The 13409-nt window shown below is 67.1% G+C and carries 13 protein-coding genes; 9 read left to right on the top strand and 4 right to left on the bottom strand.

The genetic code is table 11. The annotated features are described in order from the left end of the window. The first annotated feature begins 87 nt into the window (after positions 1–87). From metE to FXO18_RS13940, 7 genes are all read left to right on the top strand, one after another. Positions 88–2400, top strand: a complete 2313-nt coding sequence (metE, locus tag FXO18_RS13970) for a 5-methyltetrahydropteroyltriglutamate--homocysteine S-methyltransferase (RefSeq protein ID WP_149361704.1) — start codon at positions 88–90, stop codon at positions 2398–2400. 180 nt (positions 2401–2580) lie between these two features. Then, entirely contained in the window at positions 2581–3855 is a 1275-nt protein-coding gene (locus FXO18_RS13965; RefSeq protein ID WP_149361703.1) for a DUF445 domain-containing protein, read from the top strand. Between the two features lie 357 nt (positions 3856–4212). Further along, complete coding sequence (locus tag FXO18_RS13960) at positions 4213–4557, top strand: helix-turn-helix domain-containing protein (protein ID WP_235900677.1); 345 nt, start codon at positions 4213–4215, stop codon at positions 4555–4557. A 77-nt stretch (positions 4558–4634) separates the two neighbouring features. After that, positions 4635–5462: a hypothetical protein gene (locus tag FXO18_RS13955; protein ID WP_149361702.1), complete on the top strand. Its 828-nt coding sequence runs from the start codon at positions 4635–4637 to the stop codon at positions 5460–5462. 124 nt (positions 5463–5586) lie between these two features. After that, positions 5587–5862, top strand: a complete 276-nt coding sequence (locus FXO18_RS13950) for a DUF2516 family protein (RefSeq protein WP_268884971.1) — start codon at positions 5587–5589, stop codon at positions 5860–5862. A gap of 420 nt (positions 5863–6282) precedes the next feature. Then, the gene (locus tag FXO18_RS13945; protein WP_149361701.1) at positions 6283–7050 is read left to right on the top strand and encodes a MerR family transcriptional regulator; all 768 of its coding nucleotides are present in this window, start codon (positions 6283–6285) and stop codon (positions 7048–7050) included. 191 nt (positions 7051–7241) lie between these two features. Further along, positions 7242–8279 (top strand): alpha/beta fold hydrolase, encoded by a 1038-nt coding sequence (locus FXO18_RS13940; RefSeq protein WP_235900662.1) that lies wholly within the window; start codon positions 7242–7244, stop codon positions 8277–8279. Between the two features lie 54 nt (positions 8280–8333). Here the strand turns inward: FXO18_RS13940 and purU are convergent, their stop codons facing one another. Beyond that, complete coding sequence (gene purU, locus FXO18_RS13935; RefSeq protein ID WP_235900661.1) at positions 8334–9221, bottom strand: formyltetrahydrofolate deformylase; 888 nt, start codon at positions 9219–9221, stop codon at positions 8334–8336. A gap of 116 nt (positions 9222–9337) precedes the next feature. Here purU and deoC point away from each other — a divergent pair, with 116 nt between their 5' ends. Continuing rightward, entirely contained in the window at positions 9338–10006 is a 669-nt protein-coding gene (gene deoC, locus FXO18_RS13930) for a deoxyribose-phosphate aldolase (protein WP_149361699.1), read from the top strand. A gap of 18 nt (positions 10007–10024) precedes the next feature. On the opposite strand, the gene FXO18_RS13925 is transcribed toward deoC, so the two are convergent. Together FXO18_RS13925 and FXO18_RS13920 are read right to left on the bottom strand one after the other, a co-directional pair. Further along, entirely contained in the window at positions 10025–10807 is a 783-nt protein-coding gene (locus FXO18_RS13925) for an LmeA family phospholipid-binding protein (protein WP_149361698.1), read from the bottom strand. A 129-nt stretch (positions 10808–10936) separates the two neighbouring features. After that, positions 10937–11440, bottom strand: coding sequence for a DUF2505 domain-containing protein (locus FXO18_RS13920; protein ID WP_187774368.1), 504 nt, complete (start codon positions 11438–11440; stop codon positions 10937–10939). An 83-nt stretch (positions 11441–11523) separates the two neighbouring features. On the opposite strand from FXO18_RS13920, the gene FXO18_RS13915 reads away from it, so the two are divergent. Next, positions 11524–12573, top strand: a complete 1050-nt coding sequence (locus FXO18_RS13915; protein ID WP_235900660.1) for a UDP-N-acetylmuramate dehydrogenase — start codon at positions 11524–11526, stop codon at positions 12571–12573. A gap of 83 nt (positions 12574–12656) precedes the next feature. Here the strand turns inward: FXO18_RS13915 and FXO18_RS13910 are convergent, their stop codons facing one another. After that, entirely contained in the window at positions 12657–13403 is a 747-nt protein-coding gene (locus tag FXO18_RS13910; protein WP_149361696.1) for an SDR family NAD(P)-dependent oxidoreductase, read from the bottom strand. Between the last annotated feature and the right edge of the window lie 6 nt (positions 13404–13409).

The raw sequence follows: 13409 nt of genomic DNA, 5'->3' as shown, positions 1-13409 counted from the left end.
CAGTAGGGTTGCATCGAGCACAGAGTGACCGGCCACGCATTCCTTCCGCGGGGCCAGGGCAGCGGCGCAGGAAAGGTTTAGGCAGGAATGACCAGTTCCCCTCACATGAGTGACTACCGCTCGAGCATCCTGGGCTATCCACGCATCGGGCCGCGCCGGGAGCTCAAGCGCGCCCTCGACTCCTACTGGCACGGCGGCATCACGCAGGACGAGCTCGTCGCTACCGGCCGGGAGCTGCAGGAGCAAACGTGGAGCGAGCTCGCCGCCACCGGGTTGTCACAGGTTCCGGGGAACACCTTCTCCTACTACGATCACGTGCTCGACACCGCATTCCTGTTCGGCATGGTGCCCAGCCGGTTCGCCGCGCTGAAGGAGCAGCTCAACCCGCTCGACCTGTACTTCACCATGGCTCGGGGCCTGCCCGACAAGCCTCCCCTCGAGCTGGTCAAGTTCATCAGCAGCAACTACTACTACCGCCAGCCGGAGATCGAGCCCGGCATGGAGTTCTCCGTCGATGCCACCAACATCCTCGATGAGATCGATCGCGGGAACGCTTCTGGAATCGAGCTGCGCCCCGTCGTCATGGGACCGGTCACCCTGCTGCTCATGAGCAAGGCTGCCACCGATGCTCCCGAGGGATTCGCCCCGCTCGACATGCTCGAGCCCCTGCTGCGCGCCTACGTCGACCTGTGCGAGCAGCTCGTCAAGGCTGGCACCACCTGCGTGCAGCTCGACGAGCCGTACTTCACCCTCGAGCGGACCGATGAGGAGCTCGAGCTCTTCCGCCGCGCCTACGAGGTCCTCGGTACCGCGGGGCTGCGGCCTCGGCTGCTCGTCACCGGCCAGTACGGCGATCTCGGCCCGGCCCTCGACATCCTCGCCGCATCAAAGGTCGAGGCGATTGGGCTTGACCTCATCGCCGGGCGCCGGACCCCCGAGGAGCTCGCGGCGGTCCCCGGCCTGCGCCGCAAGCGCGTCTACGCCGGCGTGGTCAGCGGCCGCAACGTGTGGAAGACCGACAAGCCCGCCACCCTCGCCTACCTGCGCGAGCTGCAGGCCGTCATCCCCGACATCGTTGTTTCCACCTCCTGCACGCTGCTGCACGTGCCCGTCGACGTGCTCTCCGAGTTCGATCTGCCCGATGCCGTCGCCGACCGTGTCGTGTTCGCCAAGCAGAAGGTGGGCGAGGTCGTCGCGCTCGCCCGCGCGCTCAAGGACGGCGAGCCCGAGAAGTGGTCGCAGGGCGGGGAGCTCGCCCCCATCCACCCGGACGAGGACGTGCGCGCCCGCGTGGCAGCGGTGAAGCCCGAGGACCATGATCGCTTGCCCTGGGCCGAGCGCAAGGACGCCCAGCAGGCCGCCCTGCCACTGCCCATCGTGCCCACCACCACCCTCGGCTCGTTCCCGCAATCGAACAAGGTCAAGCAAGCCCGGTACGAGCTCGGCCAGGACCGCCTCAGCTACGACGAGTACGTCGAGATCATCAAGGCCGAGATCGCCGATGCGATCGCGCTGCAGGAGGACATCGGCCTCGACGTCCTCGTGCACGGCGAGATCGAGCGCAACGACATGATCCAGTACTTCGCCGAGCTCCTCGAGGGCTTCGCCGTCACCCGCAACGGATGGGTGCAGGTCTACGGGTCGCGCTGCGTGCGCCCGCCCATCCTCTATGGCGACGTCTCCCGGCCGCGCCCGATGACCCTCGATTGGATCGGCTACGCGCAGTCGCTCACCGACAAGCCGGTCAAGGCCGTGCTCACCGGGCCCGTCACCATGCTGGCATTCTCCTTCGTCCGCGAGGACCAGCCGCTCAAGGAGACTGTCAATCAGATCGCGCTCGCCGTGCGCGACGAGACCATCGACCTCGAGAACGCGGGCATCACCATCCTCCAGGTCGATGAGCCCGCGATCCGCACGCTGCTGCCGCGCCGCCCCGAGGGCCGCGAGGAATACCTCGAATGGGCCGTGGGGGCGTTCAAGCTCGCCACCGCCGGGGTCAAGCCCGAGACTCAGATCCACACCCACATCGGCCTGTCCGGGGTCTCTGCCGTGGTGGAGGCCATCGAGCACCTCGACGCTGACGTCACCTACATCGTCTCCGCCACCCGCAGCCTCTACTGGGTGCTTGATGCGCTCGAGGGCGCGGGACTCACTCGCGGCGTCGGGCCCGGGGTGTACGAGAGCCGCTCCGCGCGCATTCCCGACATCGACGAGATCGATGAGCTGCTGACCCGCGCGGTGCGGGCCATCGAGCCCGAGCGGCTGTGGGCCAACCCCGATGGCGGCCTCAAGACCCGCCACCACTGGCAGCTCGAGCCCTCGCTGCGCAACCTCGTCGCCGCGGCCCGTCGCATCCGGCGCCGCGCCGTGGCAGCTGAGGCCTCTCAGCCCGCTAGCTAGGCGGGCGCTGCTTGGCGCAAACGCGATAGAAGCTGCTCCGATCCCGGGCCAGGTTCTATCGCGTTTGGCGGTTTCGGGTGCTTTTGCCGTGCCCCGCCTGCAGTCGAGCGCCCCAGCCGCGCCGCCGCCGGCACCAGAATTGAAGGGTCCGCTGCACGCGCGCCGCCGCCCTGCGACAGAATGGGCTACGTGCAGCTAATGGACCTCGATGATGATGCCAAGCGACGCGATCTGCGCAGGATGAAGACCTTCGCGCTGGGGTTCCTCCTCATCGCCGCGACGATCTACCTGTACTGCCGATGGCTCGAGTCGATGGACGACACCGCCGAATGGGTGGGCTTCGCCCGTGCCGCTGCCGAGGCAGGGGTGGTCGGCGGCCTCGCGGACTGGTTCGCGGTGACCGCGCTGTTCAAGCGCCCCATGGGCCTGCCGATCCCGCACACCGCGCTGATCAAGAAGAAGAAGGATCAGCTGGGCGAGAGCCTCGGGAGCTTCGTTGGATCCAACTTCCTCTCCCGCGACGTCGTCACGCAGCGGCTCCAGTCCGCGGAGCTGCCGCGTCGCGCCGGTGACTGGCTCTCGGATCCGGTGCATGCCGAGCGGTTGTCGAAGGAAGCGGCGACGTTGCTGCGGGCGCTGGTCGTGGTGCTGCGTGATGATGATGTGCAGCAGGTCATCGACCAGACGCTGGTGCGCAAGCTTGCTGATGCGAAGTGGGGCCCGCCGCTGGGCAAGATCCTCGAGGAGCTGCTCGAGGAGAACCGTCAGTTGCCAGTGATCGAGCTGCTGTGCGACCGCGCGTACCAGTGGGCGCTGGGCTCCCAGGAGACGATCGATCGGGTGGTCACCAAGGACTCGCCGAGCTGGTCCCCGAAGGTCGTGGACCTCCTGGTGGGGGAGAAGATCCACCGCGAGCTCGTGGAGTTCGCGTGGAAGGTGCGTGCTGATCCGGACCATGAGGTGCGGCAGGCGATCAACAAGTTCCTGTTCGAGTTCGCCAACGATCTGCAGCATGACGACGCCACGATCGCGAAGGCCGAGCGCATCAAGGACGAGTTGATGAACCGGCGCGAGGTGACGAGCCTGGCGAGCGCGGCCTGGGCGCTGGTGAAGAAGATGATCCTCGAGTCGGTGGATGATCCGGGGAGCACGCTGCGCCTGAAGTTCCGCGACTGGATCCTCGATTTCGGCGAGCGGCTGAAGGAGGACGCCGCGCTGCGGGAGAAGCTGGATCGATGGATGACCGAGGGCGCGGGATATGTCATCGACAACTATGCGCACGAGATCACCGGGCTCATCAGCGACACGGTGGCGAAATGGGACGCCGACGAGGCCAGTACCAAGATCGAATTGCAGGTGGGGCGGGACCTGCAGTTCATCCGGATCAACGGGACTGTGGTCGGCGCTCTCGCGGGATTCACGATCCATAGCATTACGCATGTGATTTTCGGCTGATCGACACGCGGATGATCGTTATGCGAAAACTCACACGAAGGCCGCGAATCGCCATTACGCTGAGTGCTTGCAGGAGTTAGCACGCGTGGGTACGCTCACGCACGTAGCCGGAGTGGAGGAGAATCCATGGCTCAGGCGAGCAGCCCATCCGTCGATAATGGTGGTGAGCCGCGCAACGGGATCGCAGATGATCGCGGTGCAGGCAGCGGCACTGGCGGGACGGCGGATCCAGGCATCGCCGAAGGTGCATCCTCCAGGGAGTCCGATCATGCCGACAAGGGCGTCGGTGGTACGTCCGATGAGGAGCAAGGTGCGGATCCATCACGTCAGTCCAATGCCCCGGCAGCTGTTCGCGCAGTGAGCAACGCGGCGCAGGATATTGGCGGTTTCATCAGGGCGCAGCGCGAGATGGCGCAGGTCTCCCTGCGACAGCTCGCCGAGCGGGCCGGAGTGAGCAATCCGTACCTCAGCCAGATCGAGCGTGGGCTACGCAAGCCGTCCGCTGAGGTTCTCGGCCAGATCGCGAAAGGCCTGAGAGTTTCTGCCGAGGCGCTATATGTGCGTGCTGGAATCCTGGAGCAGCGTGAATCCAGCCCAGTGCGTGACGCGATTCTTGCGGATCCTGTCATCAATGAGCGCCAGAAGCAGGTTCTTCTCGAGATCTATACCTCGTTCTGCCACGAGAACCAGGCCGACGAATAACTCGGGTCCCGTGCCTCGCCGAGGCATGCAATCCCACGGGGCCCGCATGATGCCGACATTCGTGGGGAGCTTTCAACATGACCAAGACCATTACTACTGTCAAGACGCCATTGTTCGCAGCAGTGGGCGCGGGGGATATCGCCGCTGAATCACTGGGCGGCATCGTCAAGGACGCGCGCCGTGCCGCTGGCAGCAGGGCCAGCGACGTGCAGGCTCGCATCGATCGCGCGCGTGGCCGTGTCGTCGCGCTGCAGGAGCAGGTGCCGTCCGAGCTCGCGGGCCTCCGCGGCCGGGTGGGCTCCGCTGAACTGCGCAAGCAGGCCGACGCATACTTGCAGTCGGCCCGCACGGCTTACGGGACCCTTGCCCAGCGTGGGGAGTCGCGCGTGGAGCGGCTCCGCGAGCAGGCTCTCGCCGAGGAGCGTGTCGTCGGCGCGGTCAGCGCTGTCTCGCGCCGTGCCACCGAGGTGCGCGCACTGGTGAACCGGTTCGGGGCGAAGGCTTCGGACGCGACCATCCAGGTGGCTTCCGCGGCCGGTGTGCTCGCGGACGAGACCAAGGAGACCCTCGCGGCGGTGCCCGAGGTCGTGGCGGACGAGGCTGCCGCGGCACGGGAGTCCGCCGAGGCTGCTGCCGAGGAAGTTGTCGCCAAGGTCGAGGATGCTGTCGCGGACGCGGAGCAGAATGTCGCCAAGGCCGAGGCAAAGGCAACCGAGGCCGCCGGCTCGGCTGATAGTGCCGCGGCCACCGCGCCGAAGGCTGCGCCGCGTCGTCGCCGCGCCACCTCCAAGCCCGCAGGCACTACTGCGACCACCTCGCGGGCTCGCAAGCCCCAGGCCAGCGCGGCAGAGGGCAAGGCTGCCTCTGCGAAGGCTGCGTCTTCCAAGGCTGAGTCCGCCGAGTAGGGGAGTCATAGCGTGCAGTGCCCCGGGGAGGGAGACCACCCCGGGGCACTGTGCTTGGCCCGGGAGCGGGGCCGTGGCTGTTGCGCTGGGTTGCGCGGCGGGCGCGCCACTCTAGACTGGTGGGGTGCAAGGTTTCCTGGTGATGATCCTGACCGCGCTCGCGATCGGCGGCGGCGTGTTCGCGTTGGTGCATGCGGCGCGGCAGCGCCCGGATGCCTATACGGCGACCGACAAGCTCACGAAGCCCACCTGGATAGCGATCCTGGCGGCGTCGGTACTGGTGATCTTCGTCTTCAATGCCTATAGCTTGCTCGGGCTGATCGGGGTCATCGCTATTGGTGTCTATCTGGCTGATGTCAAGCCCAAGATCGATGAGATCCAGGGTGGCCCGCGCTGGTAGCGGACACGCGCCGCGCCGGGACGAGCAATATTGACAATGCTCATTGTCACAATGGTACTGTGCAGAACAGTCTCAACGGCGTGACTATGCAGTATGCCTCGGGCATCGACGATGATGCTCGCAGCGAGGTGTTCCGCCCCTGAGGAAGGGGCTATCCCGGAAGCGAGTCCACTCTTGAGTGGTTAGTCTCCTTCCCCTGGGTGCGGACAACGGAGTCCCGCGCCACCAACTAGCTAGTCCCTCCGGGCCTGCGCGGGAGTCGCCGCGGCCCGCGGGAACCGGTGTCGGATCGTGATATCCCGGTGTGAGCAAGCATGCGGATCGATTCGCCCGAATCGGTATACTCGCCTGCGAACTGGAGCCCCCGGAGGTCTTTTCCTGGAGGAATGCCCGGGGTGGCGGGGCAATCGGAAGCGGGAGATGAAAGAGTACCGGATCGACGATCTGGCGCGAGCGGCTGGAATCAACGTCCGCAATGTGCGCGTGTACCAGGATCGTGGGCTCCTGCCGCCTCCGCGCAAGGAGGGGCGCACCGGCTGGTACAACGAATCGCACTTGTCCCGCCTGCGCTTGATCACCCGGATGCTCGAGCGTGGCTATACCTTCGCCACGATCAGTGAACTGCTGCTTGCCTCGCAGCATGGCATGAGCGTCGACGAGATCCTTGAGTCCGATGACCCCCGTGGCCCGATTGGCTTCTTCCGGTCCAAGGCGAAAGTGACGCTCGCTGAGCTGCGCAAGGTCTTTGGCGATCATGCGCCACCGGCGCTGCTCGAGCGCGGCAAGGAGCTTGGGGTCCTCTCGGGCACTGGCGATGCGCTCGCGGTGCGTAGTCCGCGCCTTCTGGAGATCGCCCAGACGCTCATGGACGCTGGCGTTCCGATCGAGGCGATCGCGGAGAACGGGCAGCGGGTGCGCGACGATCTCCAGGATGTTGCCCAGCTGTTCATTGCCACGATCACCGAGACATTCCTGCCCGAGATGGTCGAGGCGGGCAACAGCGAGCTTGATGAGCAGCGCATCGCGGAGCTCGCTGAGGCTGCGCGCAAGCTCCGGCCCCTCGCCAACAAGGTGGTCGACATCCTGTTCTCCGAGGCCCTGGAGGTGGAGATCAGCAGGACGATCAGTCGCGCGGCGAGCGCCCTCAACGAGGATGGCGACGAGGGCGAGGATCCTTTCGCCCACTGACGGGCTGCCGTGCGACCGCGGGCCAGGACTGTGTCGCAGGTCACACTTTTAACACTTCTGCCTGTTTTGTCAAGAAACGTGCGCTGCTGCTTGAAATCTGTTCTACACTTCGAAGGCATTGCCGCTAAGGCCCGCAACGGTGCGGGCCCCAGCACAACGACTGTGCTGCGGAACACGATGAGGTGGAACACGTGAAACTGCCGGTTGTCAGCAGTCTCGTAGGCTCCCTGGGGGCCTTCCGATCCAGCGCGCACCAGATCGCCGAGCGCACCACGGGGCTAGCGATGGATGCCGCCGCTATGCAGGCAGCTGCGGAGCAGGCCGAGCACATCGTTCCCATGATCCCGTCGGCCAGTCGCATGATCACCGCGCACGACGGCACCCGGCTCCACGTCCGGATCACCGGACGGCCCGGCAGCCAACCGATCGTGCTCTCCCACGGCTGGACATGCAGCTCCACCTACTGGATGCCCCAGATCGAAGCGCTGGCCCGCGAGTTCCGCGTCATCACCTACGATCAGCGCGGCCACGGCAAGAGCGAGATGGGCCGGTCACCCCTCAGCCCCGACGTCCTGGCAGACGACTTCTCCGCCGTCCTCGATAGTGTTCTCGCCCCTGCCGAGCGTGCCGTCGTCGTCGGTCACAGCATGGGCGGAATGACCCTCATGGCATGGGCGGGCAAGCGCCCCCACGAGGTCGCTGAGCGTGCCTCCGCGGCCATGCTGCTGAGCACCGCCTCGGACCGGCTCACTCACGATGAGGCCGTGCTCCCGCCACTGCTCCGGCCGCTTCCCCTGCGGCCCCTGCTGCTTGGTGCCGCGATCGCTACCCCCTTGCCGACCCGGCTCCTGCCCGCCTCGGCCCTGCACTACGCCACCATGGGCTCCGCGGCCACCGCTGAGCAGCGCGAGTTCTGCCTGAGCATGGTGCGCGAGTGCGCGCCCCGGGTGCGCGGGCGCTGGGGCGTCGTGCTGGGCAAGCTCGACATCGCCGCGGCTCTCGATAACCTCGCCGTTCCCACCACTGTTGTCGTGGGCAGCGCCGATCGCCTGACCCCGCCGGTCCACTCCTACCGGCTTCGAGACAAGCTCGACAGCCGGGGCAATCTCGCCGGGTTCATCGAGCTCAACGGTGTGGGGCACATGAGCAGCGTCGAGGCCCCGGAGCCGGTCAATGCCGAGATCCGCCGCCTCGCGGGCGTTCCGCAGCGGATGTGGAACGTCGGCTGAGCAGGCCCCGCCAGTACGGTCCCGCGCGGACCAATAGGCCTGTCTCGCGGACTGCTAGCTGAAGATCACCGTCTTGCGGCCATGCACCTGCACGCGTCCTTCGAGGTGCCAGCGCAGGCCGCGGGACAGGACGATCTTCTCGATGTCACGCCCCTGCCGCACCATGTCGGCGATCGTGTAGGAGTGGTCGATACGCACCACATCCTGCTCGATGATCGGCCCCGCATCGAGCTCTGCCGTCACATAGTGGCAGGTCGCGCCAATGATCTTCACGCCCCGCTCGTAAGCCTGGTGGTACGGCCGCGCACCCATGAATGACGGCAGGAAGCTGTGGTGGATGTTGATGGCCCGGTGCCACCAGTGCTCGCACAGCTCGGGCGGCAGGACCTGCATGAAGCGGGCCAGCACCACCGCATCGGGGGAGTGGGCGTCAACGAGCTCCCGCATCCGCTCGAACGACGCAGCCTTGCCCGCGGCATCGGTGGGGAAGGGAACGTGCTGGAACGGAACGCCATGAGCACGCGCCACCGGCTCGAGATCACGATGGTTTCCGATCACCGCGCACACCTCCGCGGGCAGTTCCCCGGTGGCCGCGCGGCCCAGCAGGTCATGCAGGCAGTGCCCCTCCTTGCTGACGAGCAGCACGATCCTCTTGCGCTCGGTCGAGTCATGGATCGACCACTCTGCCTCCGTGCCGAAGGTCGCGGCTATCTCGGCGAACCGTGCGCGGAACTCGTCGAGATCCATGCGGATCGACTCGGCGGTGACCGTCTGGCGGGTGAAGAACCATCCAGTATCCGGGTCCGCGTGGTAGGCAGCCTCGACGATCCAGGCTCCCGCTCCCGCGAGGAAGCCGGACAGCCGCGCGACGATGCCCAGGGCATCGGGGCAGCCCAGGGACAAGGTGAAGCGTCGGCCAGCCAGGGCGTTGTTCGAAGTCACAACGCCCAAACTAGCAGTTCCCCGCGAACCGATGCCGGCCCGCTGCGCCACGACCGACCGCCACGCACCGCCGCCATGCATCACTGGGCCGTACCGGTTGTGGCAAGCTCGCAGTCATGGACGCACAGGACATCCTGACCCGGGGCCAGGTGGCCCAGATGATCGACCACACGCTGCTCAAGCCCGATGCCGCCCCGAGCGCTGTCGCCGCGCTCATCGACGAGGCCCACGAGCTCGGGGTGCTGGCCGTGTGCGTGTCACCGTCGATGCTGCCCGTGGACAGCGACGGCCTCGTGATCGCCACTGTGGTGGGCTTCCCGTCGGGCAAGCACCACTCGCTCGTCAAGGCAGCCGAGGCACGCCTCGCCGTGGACCAGGGCGCCGACGAGATCGACATGGTCATCGATATCGGGGCAGCCCTGTCCGGCAATGACGACGCGGTGCTCCAGGATATCCTCGCCGTGCGCGAGGCATGCGGTCCCGATACCGTGCTCAAGGTCATCCTCGAGACTGCCGCGCTCACCGACGAGGCGATCACCGCGGCGTGCCTCGCTGCCCGGACCGCCGGGGCGGACTTCGTCAAGACCTCCACCGGCTTCCACCCCGCTGGTGGCGCCAGCGTGCATGCCGTGGAAGTGATGGCGAGCGCCGTGGGTGGCACGCTCGGCATCAAGGCCAGCGGTGGCATCCGCACCGCGGAGGACGCGCGAGCAATGATCAACGCGGGCGCCACCAGGCTGGGCCTGTCCGCGAGCCGCGCCGTGCTCGACGGCTTCCCCGCCTAGAGCGCGGGTAGCGCCGGCTCACACGAGGGAGCAGGTTTCCTCGAGCTCGGCCGGCACATCCATCTCGCTGGCATCGGCGCGCTCGATCTCGGCATAGCCGCCCTCGAGGCGCAGGTCGATCCCTTCCTCGGTGACGGTGAGCTCCCGCGGGGTCATCCCGAGGGGGAAGTCGCTCAGCTCGGCACCGATCGTGCTGATGATGGCCTGCGGCAGCTGCGAGGGGATATCGATGCCAAAGATGTTGGCCTTGGTCACTTCCAGGTCGATCGTCTCGTTGACGACGCGCGGCTGCACCGTGACGCCGAGCACCGCGCCCACGACCTGGATGTCGAGGGCCTGGTTCTGCTCGTCAGGATCCACCGACGTCACCACCGCGAGGATGCCCTGCTTCTGGAGCGTCGCGAGGATGCCCTGCGCGGTCCAGGTGATGTCGGCGCTGCTGCGCTGCACCGTGTTGGCGATCTCGCCATCGTCGAGCGATTCGACATCCTCGAGCCGCAGGTTCATCGACATGCCCTCGGCATCACCGACCCTGTCCTCGGTCGTCGTGATCTCCATGTAGGGGGTCCGGCCGTCGAGCATCTGCCAGAGCATCGGCTTGCGGCTCAGCTCCACATCCACATCGGAGCCGATCGACAGTGCCATCGATCCGGCCATGCATCGCGAGACCTTGCTGCGCAGATAGATCTCGCTGCCCACGGCAACAGCAGCGACGCCCACGAACAAGACGATCACCACGATCAGCGCGGTGCCTCGGGCACGGCGCTTGCGTGGCCTGGGGGAGTTGGTTGCAGTGTTCATCGGGGTTCATTCTGCCGGAGCAACTTCGGGGTTGCCTTGCCAGGGACTGTGGATTGGGTAAGTTTCAGCTCCGGCCGCACGAGAAGGCCCCCGGCATCCATCAGGAGCCGGGGGCCAAAGAGGTTCGGGCTAGCCCAGGTTCTTGGCGATCCACTTCGCCGTGTAGTCATCCTCGCCGTCGAGCAGGTTCTCGACGCTCGGCAGGAGGAGCTTCTCCAGCTTGCCGCCGACGATGGGGAAGCTCACTCGCGCTTCGATCGTGGACTCGATGACGCAGCCGTTGCCGTTGGGCCGGATGGCGCGGGGGCCGGAGACACTGCCGGGGCCGCCCTTCATCTCGCCATGGAACGTGCCGGACACGGATCCGTCGGCCTGCGCCCAGGTCTCCTTGCGGATGATGATCATGTCGTTCTTGATCACCGTCTGCGCGATCGAGGGCAGCTTGCTGCGCGAGATGAACTGCTGGTACTCCACCTCCACGCCTGAATCGGATGCCTCGAAGCCGACCAGGCTGGAGTTCGTGCCGCCGATCTCGGCGATGCGATCATCCCAGTACTGGCGTGACGACAGTGCCTCGTACACCTGTTCCGCGGTGCAGGGCAGTTCTTTTGCGTACTCCGTGCGGCGAGCCATGCTCGGCACGTTACCGTTCTCTTGTGTCTCCAATCCACTCATTGGGCCTCGTGGCGCGACTTGGCGAAGAATTTGGTGCCGAAGTGACCGTTGGTACGCCGCTCTCGGCGTACACGACGTTCCGCGTCGGCGGCCCCGCCACCGCTGTGGTCAGTTGTCCCACCACCGAGTCCCTTGCCGGAGTGGTCCGGCGGCTCGACCAGGAACAAGTCCCGCTGCTCGTCCTTGCCGGGGGCTCCAACCTCCTCATCGCCGATGAGGGCACCGATATGGTGGTCGTCCGGGTTGCTAGCACGCGCCATCGGATCGACGGCAACATCGTGCACGCCGACGCTGGCGCCAACTGGGACGCGGTCGTCACCGCTGCCGTCGCCGCGGGGCTCGGCGGCATCGAATGCCTCTCCGGCATACCCGGCTCCACCGGGGCGACACCCGTGCAGAACGTCGGCGCCTACGGCGTGGAGATCGCGTCCGTGCTGCGCCGCGTCGAACTGCTCGACCGGGCCACCGGCAGCGTGCGCTGGGCCGATCCCGCGGAGCTGCACCTGTCCTACCGGCACAGCATCCTCAAGAACACCGACACCGCTGTGGTGCTCTCGGTGGAGCTCGAGCTGCTCGATGACGGGCTCAGCGCGCCCATCCGCTACGGCGAGCTCGCGCGCACCCTCGGAGCGGGCGACGGCGACCGCCTGCCACCTGCCCAGGTGCGCGAGGCGGTCCTGGCGCTGCGCGGCGGCAAGGGAATGGTGCTCGACAGCAACGACCACGACACCTGGAGCGCCGGCTCGTTCTTCACCAACCCGATCATCCCTGCCTCCGCCCTGGACGGTGTGCTCGCCGCCGCGCGCGCCCGCCTCGGCGACGGCATCGCCATGCCGCACTTCCCGGCTGACGATGGCTACGTGAAGCTCTCCGCCGGATGGCTCATCGAGAAGGCTGGCTTCACCCGGGGCCACCCTAGTGCTGATGCGCCCGCGCGCCTCTCCACCAAGCACACCCTCGCGCTGACCAACCGCGGCACGGCAACCGCTGCCGACATCACCGGGCTAGCGCGCGACGTGCAGCGCGGCGTCGAGGATGCGTTCGGCGTGCGGCTGCACCCCGAGCCGGTGTGCGTGGGCATCGAGATCTAGGGGAGGGTGGGGGCGCTGGTGAGTGGAAACCTTTCCCGCTCTGGGCCGGAAAAGTTTCCACTGGGACCGCCGCGAAGCCGACCTCAGCCCTCCCGCGCGAACTTGCCCGGACCGGCCTGGGCGCGGGGCTTGATGATGACCTGGTCGAGGTTGACGTGCGCTGGCCGGGAGGCGACGAACCCGATGACCTCGGCGACGTCGTCGGCGATGAGTGGCTGGAAACCTTCGTAGACCTTGGCGGCCTTGGTGTCATCCCCGTCGAACCGGACGAGCGAGAACTCGGTCTCGACGGCGCCGGGCGCGATCTCGGTGAGCCGGATGGGCTGGCCGAGGAGCTCGTCGCGCAGCGTGCGGTGGAGGACGCCCTGCGCGTGCTTGGCGGAGGTGTAGCCCGAGCCGCCGGGGTAGATCTCGAGAGCGGCAATGGAGGTGACGGTGACGATCAGCCCGTTGCCGGAGGCCACGAGCGCGGGCATCAGGGCGCGCGTCATGCGGAGGGTGCCGAGGACGTTGGTCTCCCACATCCACCGCCACTTGTCGAGATCAGCGTCGAGGACGGACTCGAGGCCCTTGGCGCCGCCGGCGTTGTTGACCAGGACATCGACATGCGGGATCTCGCTGGCGAACGCCGCGACCGAGGCATCGTCGGTGACGTCGAGGGGCAGCGCGGTGCCTCCGATCTCGTCAGCGAGGGCGGCGAGCCGGTCGGTGCGGCGGGCGCCGATGATGACATGGAAGCCCTGGCGGGCGAGTTCCCGGGCGGTGGCCGCGCCGATGCCCGAGCTGGCACCGGTCACTACTGCTACGCGTGCATCGGCAGGATTGGTCATGCCGCT

It is taken from the genome of Lolliginicoccus suaedae (assembly GCF_008312885.1).
GTDB classification, from domain to species: Bacteria; Actinomycetota; Actinomycetes; order Mycobacteriales; family Mycobacteriaceae; genus Lolliginicoccus; species Lolliginicoccus suaedae.
This window is presented reverse-complemented; position numbering and strand designations above follow the sequence as displayed.

What these genes read in the sequence shown, in the direction of transcription:
- metE (WP_149361704.1), top strand. Translation starts at nt 88, where the DNA reads ATGACCAGTTCCCCTCACATGAGTGACTACCGCTCGAGCATCCTGGGC.
- FXO18_RS13965 (WP_149361703.1), top strand. Translation starts at nt 2,581, where the DNA reads ATGGGCTACGTGCAGCTAATGGACCTCGATGATGATGCCAAGCGACGC.
- FXO18_RS13955 (WP_149361702.1), top strand. Translation starts at nt 4,635, where the DNA reads ATGACCAAGACCATTACTACTGTCAAGACGCCATTGTTCGCAGCAGTG.
- FXO18_RS13945 (WP_149361701.1), top strand. Translation starts at nt 6,283, where the DNA reads ATGAAAGAGTACCGGATCGACGATCTGGCGCGAGCGGCTGGAATCAAC.
- deoC (WP_149361699.1), top strand. Translation starts at nt 9,338, where the DNA reads ATGGACGCACAGGACATCCTGACCCGGGGCCAGGTGGCCCAGATGATC.
- FXO18_RS13925 (WP_149361698.1), bottom strand. Translation starts at nt 10,807, where the DNA reads ATGAACACTGCAACCAACTCCCCCAGGCCACGCAAGCGCCGTGCCCGA.
- FXO18_RS13920 (WP_187774368.1), bottom strand. Translation starts at nt 11,440, where the DNA reads ATGGCTCGCCGCACGGAGTACGCAAAAGAACTGCCCTGCACCGCGGAA.
- FXO18_RS13910 (WP_149361696.1), bottom strand. Translation starts at nt 13,403, where the DNA reads ATGACCAATCCTGCCGATGCACGCGTAGCAGTAGTGACCGGTGCCAGC.